Raw genomic sequence first — 20035 nt, 5'->3', positions numbered from 1 at the left:
CCAATTATAATAAAGTTACAAAGTTGATAATAATTTTTTTCATAAATATTTACCCCATTAAATAAATATAATAATAAAGAGTAACACTCATTTCCCCTTTTGATGTGTTACTCTTTATTATATTTTACTTTAATGTTTATCTATCATAACTATTCCGGTCATATCTTCAAATAATATCTTTTTATATGGACAATTATTATATTATTTGTTATTCTGAATGTGAAAATTTTTCTAAATTTCATAGAGCATTACAGTAAAAGGAAGGTTATCTTTTAATGAAAAAAACTTCTAGATTAACTTTAATTATAATTTTAATAGTTGTTGCTTCAGTAGCTTGCGGATTGAAGTTCTTTTTCCAAAATAATCATGTAGCAGAATCGAAATCATCTGGTTCTATATCCGAGAGCAGTGATACCAAAAGTCTAAAACCAAGACAAATCATACTTATTCGTCATGGAGAAAAAGAAAATTCAGATGGTTCAGTACAGGATGTTGATCTTTCTTCTAACGGGTATAAAAGAGCAAATGAGCTTCCTGATTTCTTCAAGAATCATCTTCCTGATAATATCAGTAAACCTGATGCTATCATAGCTATGAAGCAAGAGAATAGTAAGCATAGTAATAGACCAGTTGAAACAGTTACTCCACTGTCAAAAGCACTTAATATACCAATAATAGCAAACTTCAAACAGTCAGATATCAATCAAGCTGTTAACGACATTAACAAATTTGGTGAAGATAAAGTAGTGCTTGTGTGTTGGGAGCATAAATCCCTTACTAAGATAGCTAAATTACTAGGAGCACCTGTAAATAGCTGGGGATATAATCCTCAAGCAAAAAAAGATGATGATAAAAATTATGATGCAATTTGGGTAATAACTAAAATAAGTGATACAAAAGCTAAATTGGAAGTATACAAAGAATTTTCAGTTCTTGACAATGGAGAAATATCATACGATGGAGTATCAAATTTACCATTGTTTAAACAAGATTTTCAATTAACATAGTACTTCTTATTGTCATAAGCTAGTTTAATTTCTATTTCTATATTATAAATCCCTTTTAGAAAAGCATGTTTTATTGGACACTATATTCCCAAAATTCAATATATTATGGAAAATTATTTATAATAATGTTAAAATATTATATATTGTCATTTTATATTGAAATTTAGGGGTAATATGGAGGGGTAAATATGAAAAAATCAAAAATAACGAAATTGTTAGCTGGTACATTATTGATGGTATCGGTCCTAGCATTAAATCCAATAGCCGCAAGTGCAGAGTGGAAACAGGATAACAATGGCTGGTGGTATACTGAAGGGAATTCATGGGCTAGAGGCTGGAGAACAATCGATGGAAGTTTATATTACTTTAAGGCAAACGGATATATGGTAAATAATGCTGGTAATATGTTTTTTGACCAAGAAGATGGATTAAACAGTAGTGGTCAATTTGCAAATGTAACAATAAGTGGTGACTGGGCTTTTTGCAGATCAACAGGTAAAATAGTGGCATATTTAGGCTCTCAAAGCATTATAAATATTCCAGACAAAATTGATAATGTAGCAGTAACAGGTATAGGAGCTTATGCCTTTAGCTCCACTAAAATAACAAATGTAACAATTCCAAGTACAGTATCAGACATAGGGGATTGCGCATTTAGTGGCTGCATCAATTTAGCAAACATAACAATACCAAATAGTGTTAAAAGCATTGATGACCACGCATTTATTAATTGCAGAAGCTTGAAAAATGTAACAATTCCTGGTAGCGTAATATCAATGGGTAATAGTGTATTTTCTGGTTGCTATAGCTTAACAAACGCAACAGTAGAAAATGGTGTGACATTTTTAGGTAATGATACATTTTCTGATTGTTTTAAATTAGAAAATGTATCATTACCAAATAATTTAACAATAATAGGTGAAACTACATTTCAAGGCTGCATAAGTTTAAGAAACTTAGTAATTCCTAGTGGCGTAACAAGTATAGGTAAGAATGCCTTTAACTACTGCACTAATTTGACAAGCCTAACACTTCCTGATGGAGTAACAACTATATGCGCAGGTGCATTCAAAGATTGTATTAGTTTGACTAGCATAACAATTCCAAATAGTGTTCAAACTATAGAAACTCGTATTAATGGTCCTCGTAACATTATAACAGAAGCTAATCCATTTGAAGGCTGCAGTAATGTTAAAGTTTATGTAAAGAGTGAAGCAACAAAACAGCTTTTAGTTGGTTCTGGGGTAAGCGCAAACCAGATCATTGTAGCATCTTAATAATATACAATAATTAAATAATTTTTCTAATTATAAAAATTTTAATTTCTACTTTTTAATATTTAATGCATTAAAATATCCCAGTAAGCATTTTCATGAGTTTTACTGGGATTTATGATTTACTTTGATGCTTTTTATGTGTAGTACTGCATAAGTTTTTCAGCTCCTATTTGAGGATGAGTATAACGTCTTCGTTTTTGAGTCTTATCCTTATAATTAATTGCCTGCTTTGGACAGTGTTGAATACATGCAAGACAACTTTCACATTGGTGATGAAATACAGGTTTGTTATCCTCCAAAGTTATATTTTTAGCAGGGCATACATTCTTACATATGCCACATGAAGTACAGCTGCTATTTACGTTAAATCCTATATCTATTGTATTAATTTTAGTAATTCTATTAATATAAACATGATTGATAAGTCTGTTACAAGAGCCTGTCTTCTTTATTATCTTATTTTCTATATCTTTAGCAATTGATACTATCTTTTCATTTGATTTTTCAGTAATCTTTTCTACGTTTTTGCTCATATTGTAATGAGTTATAGCATTTCCAAACATTTTAATTCCAGCATTATAATTTAAATGAATTCCATTGTCCTTAAGTAAAGAACCTGTCATTGGAATTGCGTTGCCTGGCATTCCTCCATATGTAGCTATGGCAAAATAATACGTCGATCCTTGCTCTTTAAAATTGGCTTTTCGTAAGAAATCTGCGACCATCACTGGCAAGCCCCAATAATATACAGGAAAAACAAAGCCTATACGTTCAAAATCCCCTTTTATTTCAGTTTCTACTTCTCTATTTATGGCTATAATTTCGCACTCTTGTAACTTCTTCGCTATCTCTTCAGTTACCTTTAGACTATTTCCTGTTCCAGTAAAAAAATAAATACTATTCCCCATGATCTTTCCCCCAATCCTTGAAATATTTTTTCCATTAATGCATTAATTCTAATAATATGTGCAAAATCCTGTTTTTATTCCATAACAGTAGTTACTTTATAATATTTCAAGTCTAAAATATCCTGCATTGTATAATAGCAATATCTAAAAATTATTCACTATATAATCATGAAAAAGGACTGTAACTAAAAGCTTAATGGTCATTATCTGGATTGTAATTGAGATAATTTTATCTTTGGATGATGGTAGCGCTGCTTATTTTGAGTTTTATCTTTATAATTTATTGCCTTTTGGGGACACCAGTGAATACACGCAAGGCAACGTTCGCAGTTATGCTTAAACATTACTTTTTCATCTATAATCTCAATATTTTTTACTGGACAAACCGAAACACAAATACCACATTTTGTACAACTTTCTGAAATGCTATAATCTTTGTCTGTAGACTTGTAATTTGCACTTGCCTTCTCATGTGTATTCTTAAAATAATTTGAAAGAATACCTGAACTGTCTTTTATTTTGCCTTCTTTTCTATTCTTAATGTCTTGAATGATCACAGCAAGTCGACTATCAGCTTTTGCAAGCTTTTTGTCTAGTTTATCATTGTTTATATCTACCATCAATATGTAGTTTGACAAAAAACGTAGCTTAGAACCATAATGCAAATATGCACCCTTTTCTTTAAGCAGATTGTTAACATTACTCAAACATGTTCCAATAGCCCCCCCGCAAGTAACTATTGAAAAGAAATAAGCATTTTTATTGAAGTTGCTGCTTTTTATGAAGTCATATACCATATTGGGTAACCCCCATGAATAAACAGGAAAAACAAATCCTATTACTTCACTGCTGCAATTATAATTCATTCCAGCTTTTGAGATTGACACCACATCTGCATCTCCTAAGGCATTAGCAATATCAAGAGCGGTTTTCAGACTATTCCCTGTTGCTGAAAAATAAAAAATTCTCTTATTCATATTCATATACCTCCTAAACAATTGAATAACAAAACTATAAATTTATTGTATTCTGCCTTGCGTCAAGATATTTGCCTGTTCCACGTTAATTCTTGCCCAATCCTCCAGAAATGGTTCCAACTCTAACCACCATAAAAAAAATTCTAAGATTGCAGTTTTATACATATGATTTTCTAACTTGGTAACATTCATATGATTAAATCATTATTGCTTTCCTATTTCTGAAGCAAACTGATGACATCTCTCTTTGGCGGATTTCCAAAAAATCGACTGTAATCTCTACTAAATTGCGAATCACTCACGTATCCCACCATCCTGCATGCAGTTGTCGCATCCATTGAACTAGATATCATCAGCCGCCTTGCTTCATGAAGCCGCAGAGCTTTTTGATATTGCAATGGACTCAATGATGTAACTAACTTAAAATATTCATAAAACGATGACTCGCTCATGTGTACCAGTTGAGACAACTCTGCAACTTTTATCTGCTGTGAGAAATTATCGCGGAGCCAGTCAATAGCTTTAGCAATTCGTTGTACACTAGAATTTTCAAAGCCAATTTCAGCAATGTTAGCACCGATGTTGCTGCGAAGGACCCTTAGCAAAATCTCATCTAATACAAGTGGAGCAAACAACTTAGTATCATCTGGATTTGCCAGGCACTCAATTAGTCTCTTAACTGCATTTATAATACCGAAATCAGCATCAGCTATATAACCTGCTCTGCGTTTGTCAATTGGAGGTAATCCCTGTGGATATACTTTTAGAGTCAATTCAGCAATCCTTTCTGGATCTAATTCTAGCCCTACACTAAGGAATGGCTCAGAAGGGCTGGCCTGTGTAGTCTGAAATGCAACAGGGAGCGCAACAGGGAACATAAGCATACGTGACCTCCCCACCTTATAAATCTCCTTTCCGAGCGTAACGACCTTCTCTCCTTGTATAACAAGTAATAAAAAAGGCGACTGGAAGGTTTTCACTATGTCCGTCTCTGTTCGTGAATAGCGGTTTACATGCAAACCTGGAATACGCTGATTAAAACTACCATCATATGGACTATGAATATAGATCAAATGTGCTAGTCTAGATATCTCTTCTTCAAATTCCACCTCGCTATTACTGGATTTTCTGGCAATCGTATGTTCTTCTAGCATGTTCATAATTTCAAAGTCAACTCCTTTCTATATGTGGTTCTACGAATTGTAATTTATCTATATAAATCTAATTTCATATAAATTAAGGTATCCATCGGATTATTATTATATGAGCTAATTTCATAAAACCCTAATTTCTTATATAAATGTATAGCTTCTTTTAAGAAAGGTAACGTATCTAAAAGCATACTTTTATAACCAATTTTTTTAGCATCATCAATAATTTTTTCTATAAGCTTAATTGCAAGCTTATGTCCACGGAAGTCAGGTCTAACATATAATCTCTTTACCTCGCAGTTTTCATCATCTATTTTTCTTAAGCCAATACATCCAGCTACTTGATTTTCAACTTTCACTATATATAATCTACCATTTGGCAGTCCATATTTCTCTGTTAAATGTTCAATTTCAGAATCATAATTTTGCAGTTCTAAGTATTTTGCAACACTTGGATTATTTTTAACCAGCATTTCTGTATATTCAAAAAATAATTCTTTAATTTCTTTATTATTATCATAAGCAAGTTTAATTTCTGTTTCCATATCATAAGCCCCTTTCAAATTTACTATTCATATACTTAACTTAAGCCCCAAGTTGAATTTTTTCACTCTCTTATTGCAGTTCCTTTTCAAACTCAAGTTCAATTAAATCTTCTCTCCATGAATTATTAGCCTTTTCTGATATCTTTATAAATCCTGCCTTAGTATACATATTAATTGCTTTATCTAAATCACTTGTTGTATCTAAATAAACACTCTCATATTTTTTTACTTTAGCGAAATTTAGTGCCTCTTGTAATAATTTTATTCCAAGGCCAATCCCTCTGTAATGTGGATCAATCAAAAACCATCGGAGTTGAGCACGTTCTCCCTGACCCACTATCCCAATACAGCCTATTATATTTCCATTATGCTTAGCACACCATAAACGATCATTGTCTGGATTGTAATTAAGTAAAAATTTATGAAATGATTCAGCTACATATCCTTCAAAAGCAGTAGAATAACCATATTCTTCTCCATAAATCCATCCATGCATATATGTAATATATCCTATATCCCCAGACTGTACGTCTGTACTGATAGTAATATCCTCTAATTTAATATTAGCACCATCTGTTAAAATGGTTTCTATTGAGGTCATATTCTGAGCCAAACAATTCTTATCAATTTCTGTTAATGGTTTTATAATTTCAGCAATTTGTTCATCTGAACTATTATTTAATTCATCCATTTTTTCTTTTCCTTCTGATGTAAGGTATAAATACTGCGCCCGACCATCTTCAGAGGATTTTTCTTTTACCAATAAACCTACCTTATAAAACTTTTTCAATATTCTACTTAAATATCCTGCATCCATACATAAAATATCTGACAACATTTTTGATGTACATTGATCAGTTTTTTCAATTTCATGTAAAACTCGTACTTCTGATAATGATAAATCACTTTCTAAAATATGCTGATCTAACAGCCCTAATACATTTGTATAATATCGATTAAAACGTCTAATAATACTAATTCTATTTTTAAGATTTTTGTTCATATGAAAATGTCCTCCTACCACTTGTAATAAAATCCCACTCTAGTTCACTGCTTAAGAAAATTATAATAACTTTGGTTGCTTTTGTCAATTATATTAGTTGCTTTTGTCAAGTTATTTAGTGTTTAAAAGCTAGCCATTAAATTTTGTACTATAAAAAATATATAAATTTAACTACAAATAAATCAAAAGTTCAAAATATTAAAAAGCAAAAAGAGCGGTTTATGGCCGCTCCCTGCTTATCGTATACTTTATGCTCTATTTCTAGCATCTCAACTGCCTACCACGAAGCAAGCGGTTCCGCTATGTTTATTTTCCTTAATCAATTTTCTCGTTATCCTTGTTTAGTACTAGGAGATTCTTGAGGATTCCAATAATCCCTAAAGAGTTGGATACGTCCATTCTTTGTGTGACAGACCTCAATATATCGCCTTTCATAAGCATTTCCAGTTGCTCTCATGATTCCGTGACCTGTCATTTCTACTACAACACAGTTTGGATTAATCATTCGATGTATCTCAACATCTGTAAAATTTGTGATTGTGACGTTTTCCATAATTGCCTGGCAGTACTTAATTATATTGTTCTTTCCCTCTACCTTCTGTGGTCGTCCAGGTGGAGCAAACGGAAATTCCATAACTGCATCTTCAGCCATTAGTTCAATCAAAGATTGAGGATTCCCATCTTTGTACATTTGAAGCATTTGTTCAAAAACTTCAGCGGCTCCCATAAAATCATGTTGCTCATCCAATGGCTGGCCATCCATTGATTTAGTATTTTTCATATCAGACATGTATTTTCCCTTCTTTAATAATATATTTAAGCTACAGGAACGATGGCTAAGATAAACAGAACTATCATTCCGCTTATGATTCATATTATACGGAATCATCATTCCGCTGTCAACATCTAGTTTTAAGATATCTAATATGATATTATTTAAAATTTACAAAAATCAAACCTACTATGCAGAATACAATTCCTACTATTTGATATAAACCAATATGTTCTTTATAAAATAATGCACCAATAATAATTAATAATATCGCCAATGACACACTTGTAATAAGTGAACCTTTACTAATATCCCAGCCTAATCTGTACATATAAAGAAATCCCATTTCCACCCCTACAATTGTTAATCCAACAACATAACTTGTCCAATTTATTTTATGTATATCAGTTAAAATATTATTTTGTTTAGATGTCACGCAATACATTGCTACAGCTACAATCATCCCCGTCATATAAGTTATTGCTAATGATAAAAAGGAATTTACTTCTTTGGGTATATTCTTAGTTGTAACATGATAAACAACATTAGATACAATAATTATAATAATCGGAATAATATACTTAAATGACATGATCAATCTCCTCTCATTATAATTGCTTTTCCATATGAATATGTTCACAGAATTCATCTAAATATGGTTCTCCACTTGCAACATACCCTAAATTTTCATAAAAACCTTGTGCAGTGCATTGTGCTGACAATTCAATACTTAATCCACCCGATGTTTTCGCTAACTTTTCTAATTCATTTATGATTGCACTTCCCAAATGCAGCTTTCTATACTTCTTTAATACTGCCACTCTGCCTATAACAAAAATACTTTTCTTTTCTCCAGGCAATAGTCTTCCAGTACCGGCTGCTTTTCCATCCATAAATAATACTACATGTGATACTTTATTATCCCATCCATCAAATTCATTTTTAAAACCTTGTTCTTTCATAAACACTTCTGTTCTAATATATTTTGCTTCTTCACACAATGAATTATAATGTTTAACAGTTATAAAATTATTTTCTTCTAACATAACAATCCTCCTTAAAACAAACAAAAGCGTTTAAATATCACACTTTCAAAGGCCTGCGGTGTGATGTTTAAACGCTTATTATTATCTTTATCCGGCGACAAAGAAATAAAGCTTTTTTATTTTCGTACCTATTATAACACTTCCATAAATAATTTCAACCATATTGAGAAGTTGAAATATGTCGAAGCTGTCGTTTACTATATATAAATAATATTTTAAGAGGCATTAAAAAATAGACTTCATTTTGAAGCACCATTTGCCGCACACGTAGCCCGTTACCGTGAGACTGGTGAAGATGTTGTACTGCGTGATGCTCCTTGTCTAGTTATACCAATAGTTAATAAAAACTCTTCATCAACAGGTCACGACAGTACGCTCTTTTCACTCGCATATGCTGAACTTTATGCGACTTCAATTGGTCTCGGGACATGCATTACTGGTTTTTTTAACGCTTGTGCCGATTCTGGTTATAAACCATTACTTGATATTTTGAACTTGCCAGAAAATATGAAGGTTACAGGCGGACTGATGGTTGGTTTTCCGAAATACACCTATAAACGTTTGGTAGATAGAAATCCATTGCAAGTTTCTTGGGGAAAATAATAAAGAAATAAATTATATAGTTTGCATTAATTTACAATTTTATATTATTAGAATGTGACTATAATTTAAATAATTATATAAAAAATGGCCGACTTATTATCGGCCGTTTTTTATTGTACAGGAAAATATAGAATTTTTTTGACAAAGAAAGCCTAGAAAATGAGGAATTAGGAAGGTTTCATTGAATTTATTTCTTTTCCAAATCAGAAATCAACGTTGGTCCCTCAGGCTTCCAACCTAACCACTTTTGTGTAAGAGCATTGGACGTTGGATTATCACTTATTGTAAACTGTGCAAGCCACCCAAAATGCTTATCTATAGCTTCCTTGGAAATACTTTTAACCGGTAAGTTCAGACTGCGTCCGATTGTCTGCGCAATGTCCTTAAAAGGTATGCCTACTTCGCCAACACCGTGCAAACACGAACCAGTAGGTGCTGCTTCTAATGCCATTCTAAATAATTTTGCTGCATCCAGTCTATGTATAGCTGGCCACCTGTTGAGTCCATTACCAACATAAGCCGAAATTCCTTTTTCACGAGCAATATACATCAAAGCTGTAGCAAATCCTTGACGATTTTCGTCATGCACACATGGCGCAAGTCTCACCGCTGAAACGCGTACACCTTGATCTGCAAATGAAAGTGCAGTTTCTTCCGAAGCAATACGAGGTGCTCCGACTGACTTTGGATCAGTTTCATCTTTTTCTGTTCCAATACCCCCATACTTAAGAAGTGTAATCACTGAAGTGGTAACTAACGGCTTATTTGATCCTTTGAGGGCTTCTCCTAGTGTTTTGATTGCAATGCAATCTTGTTTACATGAATTAGCCAAATTTGAGAAATCATTGCTAAATCCTAAGTGAATAACACCATCAGCAGTAGATGCTCCACTGCGCAAGCTATCAAGATCCTCAAGTGAGCCACGATGTACCTTCGCACCCGCAGCTAGTAATGCTTCGGCTGCCTTATCAGAACGTGCAAGCCCTACTACCTGATGACCTGCACCAATTAATTCATTAACAACAGCAGATCCAATGAAACCTGTTGCTCCTGTAACAAAAACACGCATTATAAATTCCTCCTAAATTCTATTAATTTAGAGTTAAATCTTACTTAACCTAAGGCACATAAAAATTAATAGTGTTTAGCCTAGTCAGATGAATTACTCTAGATTCATTATAAGCTAGTTCTCAAAAAAATTGTTGCTGCTTCCTCTCAACTTATTGCCTGATTCTCTTATCGCAAAGATATTTCTCCTACTCAATATCATGTGCTTCATCAGTTTTTTTAAGCTGCTGATATAATATAGCAATATCTTTTTTGGGCGGATTTCCAAAATAACTGCTATAATCTCGACTGAATTGCGATGCACTTGCATAGCCTACTAACTGACATGCGGTGGTTGCATCCATTTTCTTAGATAACATAAGATGTCTAGCTTCCTGTAAACGTAATGCTTTTTGATATTGCAACGGACTCATAGATGTTGCTTCTTTAAAATGCTTGTGAAAAACAGAAACGCTCATATTTGAAATCATCGCCAAATCAGAAACCTTCATTGGACTTGAGAAATTGTTTAATAGCCATTGGATAGCTTTTGCAATATGTTGTACCTTCGAGTCTGCAAAGCCTATTTCAGCAATTTGAATACCTATAGAGCTGCGTAAAAGCCGCATTAAAATCTCATCTTTGATTATTGGAGCAATTAACTCTGTATCACTAAAATTTTGCAAACATTCCACAAGCCTCGCCGCTGAATTAATAATACCTTCATCAGCGTTTGTGGTATACCCTGCATTTCGTACCGGCACGTATGGTATCCCTTTGGGATAAACTTTTGAGACAAATTCTGCTATCTTTTCGGGCTCTAGAGTTAATCCAATGGCTAAAAACGGCTCTTTAGAAGTAGCCTGTATAGTCTTTAGCGCAACGGGTACCCCAACAGGAATCATTAAGATACATCCTCTACCTATCTGAAAAGTTTCCTTTCCTATCCTAACGGCCTTTACTCCCTGTGCTACAATTATCACAGAAGGAAAGTAAAATGATCTTCCCCACTCCTTGCTTATTTTTGAATAGCGCCTGGTATGCAAACCAGGAATACGGTGACTAAAGGTACCATCCTGCGGAGAATTATTGTAGATTAAGTCCGCTAGCCTATTCATTTCCGTTGATGCTTGTTGACTAGCTATCCATTGTTCTTCATTATATTTATCTAACATTACTAAATCGCCCTTCCTGAATATCAATCATCTATCTAAATTTATTTCAATATAATGCTTATTCATATCCATAAGCTCTACATTTTTCTTTCAACTACTATCTCAATAAACAAGCTGCAAAACAAAAAACGATACTTATTTTAAGGAGCTTCTAAAATTAAATAAACTATATATTTTCTTTTTTAATTTAGTTTACTCGAAAAATTAAATATTGACAAATGGAATCTATATTCCGTATAATATTAATATCTGGAATATAGATTCCATTTGTAATAATTGGATTATAATCAGATAACAATCTCAATTAGTGCAAAAAAATTAACAAAAAATACAAGGAGCAATACGTATGAAAAATAGAATTTATTTTTTCACTGGTACAGGAAACAGTCTTAAAGTTGCAAAAGACATTGAAAAAGCATTACCAAATTGCGAACTTGTTGCAATTTACAAGGACACTCTATTAGAGATACCTTCTGGTTATGAACGTATAGGATTTGTTTTTCCTAATTATGCTGGAGGTCCACCATCAATGGTGGCAAACTTTGTCCACGAAATGAAGTTTTCAGATCTAAGTGATACTTACATTTTTTGTGTAGCGACATACGCTGGAAACAATGGTGCTGTTATTTCACAAATGAACAATTTACTTAAGCAGAGAGGTTTACAGTTGAACTATGGTGCCAAAATTATTTCGTACCCTAATGCGGTAACAGGGTATCCCATGCCTACAGAAGTCAACGACATTTTAAAAATGGCTGAAATTAATACCAAACCAATAATTGATAGTATTGTTGCCAAAGAGCATATTCCTATTCCAAGCTTAGATGCGTCTGATAAAGAGAAATATGATACATTTATAGCTATGATTCATAGCAGCAATAGTGGCTATAATGTGAATAATGATTGTGTTTCCTGTGGGATATGTCAGGCTGTTTGCCCTGCAAAAAATATAACGTTAGAGGATGGAAAACCTGTATTCCATCAAGAATGCGAATGTTGTATGGCCTGCATTCAACACTGTCCAAAGCGAGCCATCAATTACGAAAATAAGACGCAGGATAGAGGGCGTTATACACATCCTGATATTGGTCATAAAGTTATTTCACAATATTACTTGCATCCAAATGTAAATGACTGAAATATCTGTTAACATTCCAAAAAAAATAATTCAAGTTACTTTATAAAAAACTTATAACAAAAAACCTATGCTTTAATTTTACTTTTAGCATAGGTTTTCGCATTTAATCGAATTTTGGTTTTATTTTTAAACTTTCATCTTAATTTCGATACATATCCAACCCTTTCATTACATAAGGTCTCACAATATCTACAAGCAAATCAGTTCGATCATTTTCACCATCCTTAAACCAGGAATATGCACCTCCATAAATGGCTGAACATGTCATAGCTGAAATCATCTTTATATTAAGGTTATCTTTTGTTCTAAAGGTATCCCCTTTCAAAAATATGCTTTCTAACATTTGCTTAAGCATATTTCTTATTTTCTCGTCAACAAGAGTTGCAATAGATTTAGAATCCATTCTGCATGTCTTATAAAAAGCTAATATGTAATTGTACGTCATTATGATTAATTTGTTGCATATTTCATCTGTAAACTCCTGAGCATCCAGAATTTGCTTAGGAAACATTTTATTAAAAGCCTGTTCTATAATATCTTCTAACAAAGCATATTTATCTTCATAATGAGCATAAAAGGTAGCACGGTTAATAGCAGCCTTTTGTGCGATATCTTTTATAGTAATTGCATCGAATTCTTTCTTCTGTAGCAAAGTACCAAACGCTTCCTTTATTAATTGTCGCGTGCGCAAAACCCTTGGATCATCTTGATTTATCATCTTGTAATCTTCCTTTCTAAAACATCAAATTTCAAAATCTGTTGTTTAAGCAACTTTTCATTTAATCTGCTGGTTGTACTCATAAGAGTACCGTATTATGATGATATCACACACATGTTGCTTAGACAACGTGTAACTAATTTCTTGAGAGGAATGATAGTATTGAACATAAAACAAAAAAGAATTTTAATATTTGGTGCCGGTGTTGTTGGCAGTATATATGCACTTAGATTTGCACAATCAGGACTTGATGTTACATTATTAGCTCGAGGAAAAAGACTTGAAGCTCTTAAAAGGGATGGATTGAGCTATAACGATAACGGAGTCATAAAAAACATATCTATTAAGACCATTGAAACGCTAGAAGATGATGATATCTACGATTTTATCTTTGTTCCAGTGCGTTATGATCAAGCTGAAACTGCACTCTCTGCAATTAAGAATAATCATAGTAAAACCATTATTACCCTAACCAATACTATGGGATATGACCGTTGGCTTGAAATTGTAGGTGATAGATTACTCCCTGGATTTCCAGGTGCAGGCGGCGACATGAAAGATGGTATTCTGTACGCCCAGTTTGGTTCTGAAAAGCATCAAGGAACAATTTTCGGTGAAATAACTGGAGAAATTACTGAAAGAGTGAAAGATCTTTCTCATATATTTGAAGCATCGAATCTGCATTATGAAATACAAGAAAACATTAAAGCATTCCATATTTCCCATACGGCGTCCGCTATAGTTATTAAACATTTTTATACTAATACTGGTGTAATGGATGTAGAAACAGCAAAGAGTGAAAGCACTTTACTTAAGATTGCCAAAGAATTAAAGCAAAATTTATACACTGTAGCTAATGCAGGAATTCCAGTAATCCCACCTGAAGCAAAATCAATGGGAGAATTATCAGAGAATGATATTATCGCCATGTACCGACAGATGCTAAGCAATGATTTTACAATTGATGTTTTGCTTGGAAATCATGCTGTAAGCGCAAAAGCAGAAATATTATTATTGGATGAGCTGTTCCATAAGGCAATTCATTAAGCTCCGCAGCCAGATTAATTCTAAACTATATTAAAAATAACTATAATGCCTTTAATTGTAAAAAGCCCTCATATTCTCGAGGGCTTTTTGTATGGCAGAAATATAATAAAATTTTTCATTATACTCCTAAAATACCTAAGGCATATGCAGCAATTCCAAATATCATTAAGCTAATCATACAAATAAGAGGCGACACTTTTTTATGGAGCAGCCAGTATACTAGAATGGTTAATACTAACGGAAGTAAATTAGGCATTATGTTATCTAATTGTTCCTGAACTGTGTAATTAGTTACAGTTCCATCTCCATGAGTCAAAGTATATAGTACAAATGGAACTTTTATTGTCGTCCATTTCGCTACTAATCCTCCTATTACAGTATAAGTGAGTACTATTAATGCGCTTCTAAACCTAGGTACAGCTCCTTTTAATTTATTAATAAGATTGGTTCCTTCTCTATGAGCAATCATTAATCCATTATATCTTATTATAATTCTAATAATGTTTATTATTACAAAAAATAAGATCGGTCCAGCAACATTTCCATTTAGAGCTATTCCTGCGCATACTGCCGCTATTACAGGCCTTATTATTCCCCAGATTATTGGATCTCCAATCCCTGCAAGAGGTCCCATTAGTGCTATTTTTATTTGAACCACACCTGCTTCATCTACTGTTTCCTGCATATTTTCCTCGACTGCAATATTGGTTCCAAGTATTATACTTGAAAGAAAAGGCTGACAGTTAAAATATTCAAGATGCACTTTGACAGCTTTCTGTAACTCTTCTTTTGTCCTATATAATTTTCTTAGAATCGGCATCATACAATAACAATAGCAAAGATTTTGCAGACGCTCATAATTCCAAGACAATTGATAAAATTGACTTCTCCAGAATACTTTTCTTAAATCTCTTTTAGTTATTTTTATCTTTATTTCGTCTTCATGTTTTTCCTTTGAACTCTCTCTCTTAACTCTTGCTCTATTTCCTTTATCAAGCATATTTGAAATTTGTAAATATACTAATGCCAAACTAATCCCTAGAAGAGTTAATCCAACTAAGGTCATACTTGAAAAGGTCATTACTAGGAATCCCATTAGAAAAAAAGCCGCCATTTCTTTTACATTTAAAATTTTAAGTATCATAGCATATCCAACCACAACTAAGAATCCACTGGCAACTTGAAGCCCTTTAGGTATAGCTTCTGGCACAAAGCTCATCATATTATTTATTATATTAGCATCAACAAAAAATGCTACGAGCATTGTTGGAATTGCCATTCTTAAGGCACTAGGGATCGCTGTAAAAAAATGTGCTGCCGTGATTTTCCACAGTTCTCCTTTATCAACACCTTTTTCGGCCCAATGCATTACTGTAACATCTACAATTCCCTTCTGCAATACGAACATCATTTGTCCTACAACAGTTAATGGAAGTGCTATTCCTATAGCTACTCCAATACTTTGCTTTCCTAATATACATAATATAGCTGCTACTATGGAAGCTAAAGTTGCATCCGGTGGTGTTGCTACTCCAATAGTCATCCATCCAAGAGCTATTAATTCCATTTGTGCTCCAATCATAACCCCTGTCTTTATATCTCCTAAAGCTATTCCAACAAGTGTAGCTGCAATTATTGGTCTATGAGTTTGAAATTCCTCTGAAGCAGATCCAATCCCGCAAATTGAGGAAAACAAAAATAAAAGTAAGGCTTGTGTTAATGACATTACTACCTTCTCCTTGTTTTTAGAGTATTAAAAAAATCTGTCTTCTTATCCGTAGGCAGAATTCTAATCTCTATCTCAACATTAAAATTTGCAATTTTATTTAATGCCTCCAGCTCTTCGTTATCTAAGTAAAGATTAGTGTCTATTTTCTTCTTATCTTTCTTAAATGACATTCCTCCGATGTTTAAAATTCTTATCTTTCCCCCAGCCTCTATGAATTCAAGAATTTCAAAAGGATTTCCGAAAACCATTATTACTTCTTCATATTCACATTCTTCTTCGTAAATTTCTAATGCTTTTAAAGTGTCACAAAAGATTATTTTTACATCTTCAGGGACGGATAGTTCTATAAAAGTTTTTCTTATATCATTTCCTGCCACTTCTTTATTTATAACTATTATTTCAGTTATATTTTCATAAGTGCACCAATTATTTATCAGCTGTCCATGTACTAATCTGTCATCTAATCTAACTATTTTTAACACTATCCCACTTCCTTTCAGACTTTGCCATTTTCTCAGTCTTATTATAAAGAACTTCAGCATAATGAACTCGTATTCTCTATATTATGTTTTACTTTTGTATATTAGTCACAATCAAATAAATCCAAGTCCATTTGCCAGCCTATTTTCCATCAGGCAACCTTGGACTTGTTATTTATTTTCATGTGCCTTATTGTATCGTTCTCTTATATTAACCACACCACTTTGGCCAAAGTGTTCCGCTAAACTAGATATTTTATCTAAATCTTGCACCATATATGGTATTATTTCCACAATCATAGGCATATTCATTCCTGTAATAACATTTATATTTTTTCTATCCATAAATAAGCATGCCGCATTATAAGGTGTTCCCCCTAATATGTCTACAAGTATTAAAATTTCTTCCACATTTAGCTCTTCAATAGTCCTATCTATCTTTTCTTTTAAACTTTCTATACTATTATTTCCTTCAAGACAAATAGTCCTTATTTTTTTCTGCTTACCATGTATCATTTCAACCGAATTTATTAAAGCTTTTGCATAGCTTCCATGTGAAATTGCTATTATACCAACCATTTAATACACCTCAAGATATGTTTTTACAATTATCTATTATATATTACCATACCTTTTCTTACTTTGCTAACTACATAGATAAAATCAGCTTGAACTTATTTATTCTTAACTCATTTTGGCAATTCTTAAGATTCTCATATTTACTTCTTTAAGCCTCAACCACTTCTGATTTATAATTTTTCTTGAAGTCATCTCTATATAGAATATGACTATTTCAGAATTATTTTTATATTTTAATCCTGAGACAGTCATTATTCAATATAATATTTAATTAAAATCAACTAAGTTATATACCATCTTCAAAAGATAAATCATCATTACCGGCTGCTTCTGCTGGTTTAACTTTTAAAAATCTTACCGCAGTGTCTTTAGTACCTTTTACAATGTTATCTGCTAATTCTCCTATTTCCATTGTATCTTTAAGTAATATTGTTTCTAAAATCGCTCCTATATTACATCCAGCTACAACTTCCATATTCTCCTTCTCATAAGAAATTTCTACACATACTTTAAAAGGTGTTCCACCTAGAAGATCACAAACAAATAAAGTTTTAGCTGTTTCCCCATTAGCTATAGCCTTACTTATTTTATCTTTTAGAGTTACATCTGTGTCTTCTTCTAAGAAATCTATAAATTCAACCCCTTCAGTCTGCCCTGCTAAAAGCTTTATGGAACTTTCAATACCTGTACCATAATTTCCATGGCCTACTATGATTACATTGGTAGTCATTATAATACCCCCAATGCTGCTAATACTATGGCTAATGCAAAAGTTATTAATATTAAAATAGTAGGATTAACATTTTTCTTTTTTAATAAGTAGAACATAAGCAATGTGTATCCCATTGGCAATAAATTTGGAAGTATTTTATCTATGAAATCAGTTTGTAAAGATATAGCATGATCTTCAGTGATTACAATTTGTGATAATAATGTAATGTGAACATAAGATGCAATCAATCCTCCAATTACAGTAACTCCTAGAGTTGTCGCTGCTTTTGAAATTGCTTTCGAGTTTTCTTTCAATATATCAATAGCCTTGACTCCAAGATCATATCCTGCTGTTGTCCATATAATACGAGATAAAAATACACATACATAAACTGCAAAGAATAAAATAGGTCCAAGTATACTGCCTTGACTTGCAAAAGAAGCGCTGATACCAGCAACTATAGGTAATAATGTAAACCAAAGAAGTGCATCTCCAATACCTGCAAGAGGTCCAAATAAAGCTACCTTTAAACCTTTTATAAGACTTCTATCTTCACTGTTTTCTTCTAAAGATAAAATTAATCCCATAAGAAAGCCTACAAGGGTTGGATTAGTGTTAATAAACTCCAGATTATCTTTCATAGATTGTGAAACTTTTTCTTTATCATTATTATGAATTTTCTTTAAGAAGGGTAATAAAGCACAAGTCCAGCCTGCTGCCTGCATTCTTTCATAGTTAAAACTCGCTTGAAGCAAAACCGATCTAAAGGCAAGCTTTCTAAGATCTTTTTTAGTTAATTTATTGTTAGATTCCATCTTCATAATCTTCTCCTCCTTGATTGCTCACTGCAACACTAGCAGCCTGCCCTTTATTTTTGTCATTAATATATCCATATAAAGCAAGTGCTGCTCCTATTAATGCTACTGGCAATAAATTTGAAAATTGAACAAAAGAAGCTACTAAAAATCCTATTATTAAAAATGGTACATATTCAATCTTGAGCATTACTCTAAGTAATAGTCCAAATCCAACTGCTGGTAAGATTCCTCCTGCTATTTCAAAACCATGTTTTAACCACGCAGGCATATTATCTACCAAAACTCTCATTGGCTCTTGAGCTACATACGTACATAAGAACACTATAACTCCATAAGTTAAACCAACAATGAGAGTTGTCATTAAATTTAATTTCGTGAATGCCTTAGTATCTCCCTCTTCTGCATACTTATCTGCTTTATTCATAAATACTGAAAATGCTGAATAATAGAAAAGAATCACATATTGCATTAAGAAACTAAAAGGTAGTGCAAGTCCTATTGTAGCTTTAACATCTGCTCCAGTCGTATAGGCTATAACAGTTGTCATAATACCTGCTAGTATCGGATTTGGAGGTTGAGTTCCTCCTACTGGTGTAAGTCCAGCAAAAGCTAATTCAGTAAGTCCTCCTGCTACGAGTCCTGTCGTAACATCTCCTAAAATAATTCCTGTTAGTGTACATACTATTATTGGTCTAAAAATATAAAGTCCTTCAAGCCAAAAGTCAAATCCTACTATGACTGCCATAACTGAAAGAAGAATACCTTGTATTAACGTTATACTATGCATTATAATTCCCCCTTATTATTCAATACTATTTTTTATATCTCCAGGTGTATCTTGAGCAAATACCTTTACACCTTTTGATTCGATATACTTTAAATCTTCTACATCCTTATCATTCACATATACCTTTTTAGTGATTGCTCTCTTTCCTTCTGAGAAGTGCATGTTTCCAACATTTAATTCTTTTATTGGAACACCACCATCAACTAATTTTCTTGCAACCTCCGGTGTTTTGCAAACAATAAATATTTTTTGACTTGGTGCCGCTTTGTGTATGACATCTATTGTCTTTTGAATTGTGAAAAATCTGATCCCAACACCTGATGATTCTGCTGTCATTGACATTAATTGCTGCTGTACTGGATCACTTGCTGCAACATCATCTACAACTACAAGCAAGTTTGCTCCTAAGGCTGTTGTCCAAGTAACACCTACTTGTCCATGTACTAATCTGTTATCGATTCTTGTCATTAATATATTTGGCATTTTTAATCCCCCTTTTTATTTTATGTAATTATAT

The 20035-nt window shown here is 32.8% G+C and carries 22 protein-coding genes and 1 pseudogene; 5 read left to right on the top strand and 18 right to left on the bottom strand.

What is annotated here, in order from left to right; genetic code table 11:
* Window positions 1–275 precede the first annotated feature (275 nt).
* Both CLOBL_RS04290 and CLOBL_RS04285 read left to right on the top strand, forming a co-directional pair.
* On the top strand, window positions 276–1007 hold the full coding sequence (locus tag CLOBL_RS04290; RefSeq protein ID WP_077857884.1) for a phosphoglycerate mutase family protein: 732 nt from the start codon (window positions 276–278) through the stop codon (window positions 1005–1007).
* A 188-nt stretch (window positions 1008–1195) separates the two neighbouring features.
* Complete coding sequence (locus CLOBL_RS04285; RefSeq protein ID WP_077857883.1) at window positions 1196–2284, top strand: leucine-rich repeat domain-containing protein; 1089 nt, start codon at window positions 1196–1198, stop codon at window positions 2282–2284.
* A gap of 134 nt (window positions 2285–2418) precedes the next feature.
* Here CLOBL_RS04285 and CLOBL_RS04280 read toward each other — a convergent pair whose 3' ends face one another.
* From CLOBL_RS04280 to CLOBL_RS04245, 8 genes are all read right to left on the bottom strand, one after another.
* A complete protein-coding gene (locus CLOBL_RS04280; protein WP_077857882.1) occupies window positions 2419–3192 on the bottom strand; it encodes an EFR1 family ferrodoxin in 774 nt (257 codons plus the stop codon).
* 203 nt (window positions 3193–3395) lie between these two features.
* The gene (locus tag CLOBL_RS04275; protein WP_077857881.1) at window positions 3396–4169 is read right to left on the bottom strand and encodes an EFR1 family ferrodoxin; all 774 of its coding nucleotides are present in this window, start codon (window positions 4167–4169) and stop codon (window positions 3396–3398) included.
* A 215-nt stretch (window positions 4170–4384) separates the two neighbouring features.
* A complete protein-coding gene (locus CLOBL_RS04270) occupies window positions 4385–5329 on the bottom strand; it encodes an AraC family transcriptional regulator (protein ID WP_077857880.1) in 945 nt (314 codons plus the stop codon).
* 47 nt (window positions 5330–5376) lie between these two features.
* Window positions 5377–5865 (bottom strand): GNAT family N-acetyltransferase, encoded by a 489-nt coding sequence (locus CLOBL_RS04265; RefSeq protein ID WP_077857879.1) that lies wholly within the window; start codon window positions 5863–5865, stop codon window positions 5377–5379.
* Window positions 5866–5935: 70 nt separating this feature from the next.
* Window positions 5936–6868: a helix-turn-helix domain-containing GNAT family N-acetyltransferase gene (locus tag CLOBL_RS04260; RefSeq protein ID WP_077857878.1), complete on the bottom strand. Its 933-nt coding sequence runs from the start codon at window positions 6866–6868 to the stop codon at window positions 5936–5938.
* A gap of 331 nt (window positions 6869–7199) precedes the next feature.
* Window positions 7200–7658, bottom strand: coding sequence for a nuclear transport factor 2 family protein (locus CLOBL_RS04255; protein WP_009171148.1), 459 nt, complete (start codon window positions 7656–7658; stop codon window positions 7200–7202).
* 142 nt (window positions 7659–7800) lie between these two features.
* Window positions 7801–8232, bottom strand: a complete 432-nt coding sequence (locus CLOBL_RS04250; protein ID WP_077857876.1) for an EamA family transporter — start codon at window positions 8230–8232, stop codon at window positions 7801–7803.
* Between the two features lie 16 nt (window positions 8233–8248).
* Window positions 8249–8686 (bottom strand): GNAT family N-acetyltransferase, encoded by a 438-nt coding sequence (locus CLOBL_RS04245; RefSeq protein WP_077857875.1) that lies wholly within the window; start codon window positions 8684–8686, stop codon window positions 8249–8251.
* A 246-nt stretch (window positions 8687–8932) separates the two neighbouring features.
* Between CLOBL_RS04245 and CLOBL_RS04240 the strand changes: the two are divergent.
* A pseudogene (locus CLOBL_RS04240) lies at window positions 8933–9289 on the top strand (nitroreductase family protein); the annotation flags it as partial.
* A 187-nt stretch (window positions 9290–9476) separates the two neighbouring features.
* On the opposite strand, the gene CLOBL_RS04235 reads toward CLOBL_RS04240, so the two are convergent.
* Both CLOBL_RS04235 and CLOBL_RS04230 read right to left on the bottom strand, forming a co-directional pair.
* Complete coding sequence (locus CLOBL_RS04235; protein WP_077857874.1) at window positions 9477–10358, bottom strand: SDR family oxidoreductase; 882 nt, start codon at window positions 10356–10358, stop codon at window positions 9477–9479.
* A 187-nt stretch (window positions 10359–10545) separates the two neighbouring features.
* Window positions 10546–11382 (bottom strand): AraC family transcriptional regulator, encoded by an 837-nt coding sequence (locus CLOBL_RS04230; RefSeq protein ID WP_242953786.1) that lies wholly within the window; start codon window positions 11380–11382, stop codon window positions 10546–10548.
* Window positions 11383–11857: 475 nt separating this feature from the next.
* On the opposite strand from CLOBL_RS04230, the gene CLOBL_RS04225 reads away from it, so the two are divergent.
* Window positions 11858–12649, top strand: a complete 792-nt coding sequence (locus CLOBL_RS04225) for an EFR1 family ferrodoxin (RefSeq protein WP_077857872.1) — start codon at window positions 11858–11860, stop codon at window positions 12647–12649.
* 139 nt (window positions 12650–12788) lie between these two features.
* Here CLOBL_RS04225 and CLOBL_RS04220 read toward each other — a convergent pair whose 3' ends face one another.
* Window positions 12789–13367 carry a TetR/AcrR family transcriptional regulator gene (locus CLOBL_RS04220; protein WP_077857871.1) on the bottom strand — a complete coding sequence of 193 codons (579 nt, stop codon included), beginning with the start codon at window positions 13365–13367 and terminating at the stop codon, window positions 12789–12791.
* Between the two features lie 162 nt (window positions 13368–13529).
* Between CLOBL_RS04220 and CLOBL_RS04215 the strand changes: the two genes are divergently transcribed.
* On the top strand, window positions 13530–14414 hold the full coding sequence (locus CLOBL_RS04215; RefSeq protein ID WP_077857870.1) for a 2-dehydropantoate 2-reductase N-terminal domain-containing protein: 885 nt from the start codon (window positions 13530–13532) through the stop codon (window positions 14412–14414).
* A 118-nt stretch (window positions 14415–14532) separates the two neighbouring features.
* On the opposite strand, the gene CLOBL_RS04210 is transcribed toward CLOBL_RS04215, so the two are convergent.
* From CLOBL_RS04210 to agaB, 7 genes are all read right to left on the bottom strand, one after another.
* Window positions 14533–16140, bottom strand: coding sequence for a mannose/fructose/sorbose PTS transporter subunit IID (locus CLOBL_RS04210; protein ID WP_077857869.1), 1608 nt, complete (start codon window positions 16138–16140; stop codon window positions 14533–14535).
* Between the two features lie 2 nt (window positions 16141–16142).
* Complete coding sequence (locus tag CLOBL_RS04205) at window positions 16143–16625, bottom strand: PTS sugar transporter subunit IIB (protein WP_077857868.1); 483 nt, start codon at window positions 16623–16625, stop codon at window positions 16143–16145.
* Window positions 16626–16793: 168 nt separating this feature from the next.
* Complete coding sequence (locus CLOBL_RS04200) at window positions 16794–17201, bottom strand: PTS sugar transporter subunit IIA (RefSeq protein WP_077857867.1); 408 nt, start codon at window positions 17199–17201, stop codon at window positions 16794–16796.
* Between the two features lie 286 nt (window positions 17202–17487).
* Window positions 17488–17931 carry a PTS sugar transporter subunit IIA gene (locus CLOBL_RS04195; RefSeq protein ID WP_077857866.1) on the bottom strand — a complete coding sequence of 148 codons (444 nt, stop codon included), beginning with the start codon at window positions 17929–17931 and terminating at the stop codon, window positions 17488–17490.
* Entirely contained in the window at window positions 17931–18734 is an 804-nt protein-coding gene (gene agaD, locus CLOBL_RS04190) for a PTS galactosamine transporter subunit IID (RefSeq protein WP_077857865.1), read from the bottom strand. Before agaD ends, CLOBL_RS04195 begins: the two co-directional genes overlap by 1 nt.
* Window positions 18718–19518: a PTS galactosamine transporter subunit IIC gene (agaC, locus tag CLOBL_RS04185; protein WP_077857864.1), complete on the bottom strand. Its 801-nt coding sequence runs from the start codon at window positions 19516–19518 to the stop codon at window positions 18718–18720. Before agaC ends, agaD begins: the two co-directional genes overlap by 17 nt.
* A gap of 15 nt (window positions 19519–19533) precedes the next feature.
* A complete protein-coding gene (gene agaB / locus CLOBL_RS04180; protein WP_077857863.1) occupies window positions 19534–20001 on the bottom strand; it encodes a PTS galactosamine transporter subunit IIB in 468 nt (155 codons plus the stop codon).
* Between the last annotated feature and the right edge of the window lie 34 nt (window positions 20002–20035).

It is taken from the genome of Clostridium sp. BL-8, from assembly GCF_002006495.1.
Lineage (GTDB): Bacteria > Bacillota > Clostridia > Clostridiales > Clostridiaceae > Clostridium.
The sequence above is the reverse complement of the archived record's forward strand: the minus strand, read 5'-3'. Positions and strand labels throughout refer to the sequence as shown.

Bases quoted from the DNA above. Each gene is read 5' to 3' on its own strand.
- CLOBL_RS04265 (WP_077857879.1), bottom strand. From the start codon at position 5,865: ATGGAAACAGAAATTAAACTTGCTTATGATAATAATAAAGAAATTAAA.
- CLOBL_RS04280 (WP_077857882.1), bottom strand. From the start codon at position 3,192: ATGGGGAATAGTATTTATTTTTTTACTGGAACAGGAAATAGTCTAAAG.
- CLOBL_RS04200 (WP_077857867.1), bottom strand. From the start codon at position 17,201: ATGGTTGGTATAATAGCAATTTCACATGGAAGCTATGCAAAAGCTTTA.
- CLOBL_RS04275 (WP_077857881.1), bottom strand. From the start codon at position 4,169: ATGAATAAGAGAATTTTTTATTTTTCAGCAACAGGGAATAGTCTGAAA.
- agaC (WP_077857864.1), bottom strand. From the start codon at position 19,518: ATGCATAGTATAACGTTAATACAAGGTATTCTTCTTTCAGTTATGGCA.
- CLOBL_RS04290 (WP_077857884.1), top strand. From the start codon at position 276: ATGAAAAAAACTTCTAGATTAACTTTAATTATAATTTTAATAGTTGTT.
- CLOBL_RS04250 (WP_077857876.1), bottom strand. From the start codon at position 8,232: ATGTCATTTAAGTATATTATTCCGATTATTATAATTATTGTATCTAAT.
- agaB (WP_077857863.1), bottom strand. From the start codon at position 20,001: ATGCCAAATATATTAATGACAAGAATCGATAACAGATTAGTACATGGA.
- CLOBL_RS04210 (WP_077857869.1), bottom strand. From the start codon at position 16,140: ATGTCATTAACACAAGCCTTACTTTTATTTTTGTTTTCCTCAATTTGC.
- CLOBL_RS04260 (WP_077857878.1), bottom strand. From the start codon at position 6,868: ATGAACAAAAATCTTAAAAATAGAATTAGTATTATTAGACGTTTTAAT.
- CLOBL_RS04245 (WP_077857875.1), bottom strand. From the start codon at position 8,686: ATGTTAGAAGAAAATAATTTTATAACTGTTAAACATTATAATTCATTG.
- agaD (WP_077857865.1), bottom strand. From the start codon at position 18,734: ATGAAGATGGAATCTAACAATAAATTAACTAAAAAAGATCTTAGAAAG.
- CLOBL_RS04235 (WP_077857874.1), bottom strand. From the start codon at position 10,358: ATGCGTGTTTTTGTTACAGGAGCAACAGGTTTCATTGGATCTGCTGTT.
- CLOBL_RS04220 (WP_077857871.1), bottom strand. From the start codon at position 13,367: ATGATAAATCAAGATGATCCAAGGGTTTTGCGCACGCGACAATTAATA.
- CLOBL_RS04285 (WP_077857883.1), top strand. From the start codon at position 1,196: ATGAAAAAATCAAAAATAACGAAATTGTTAGCTGGTACATTATTGATG.
- CLOBL_RS04195 (WP_077857866.1), bottom strand. From the start codon at position 17,931: ATGACTACCAATGTAATCATAGTAGGCCATGGAAATTATGGTACAGGT.
- CLOBL_RS04270 (WP_077857880.1), bottom strand. From the start codon at position 5,329: ATGAACATGCTAGAAGAACATACGATTGCCAGAAAATCCAGTAATAGC.
- CLOBL_RS04225 (WP_077857872.1), top strand. From the start codon at position 11,858: ATGAAAAATAGAATTTATTTTTTCACTGGTACAGGAAACAGTCTTAAA.
- CLOBL_RS04255 (WP_009171148.1), bottom strand. From the start codon at position 7,658: ATGTCTGATATGAAAAATACTAAATCAATGGATGGCCAGCCATTGGAT.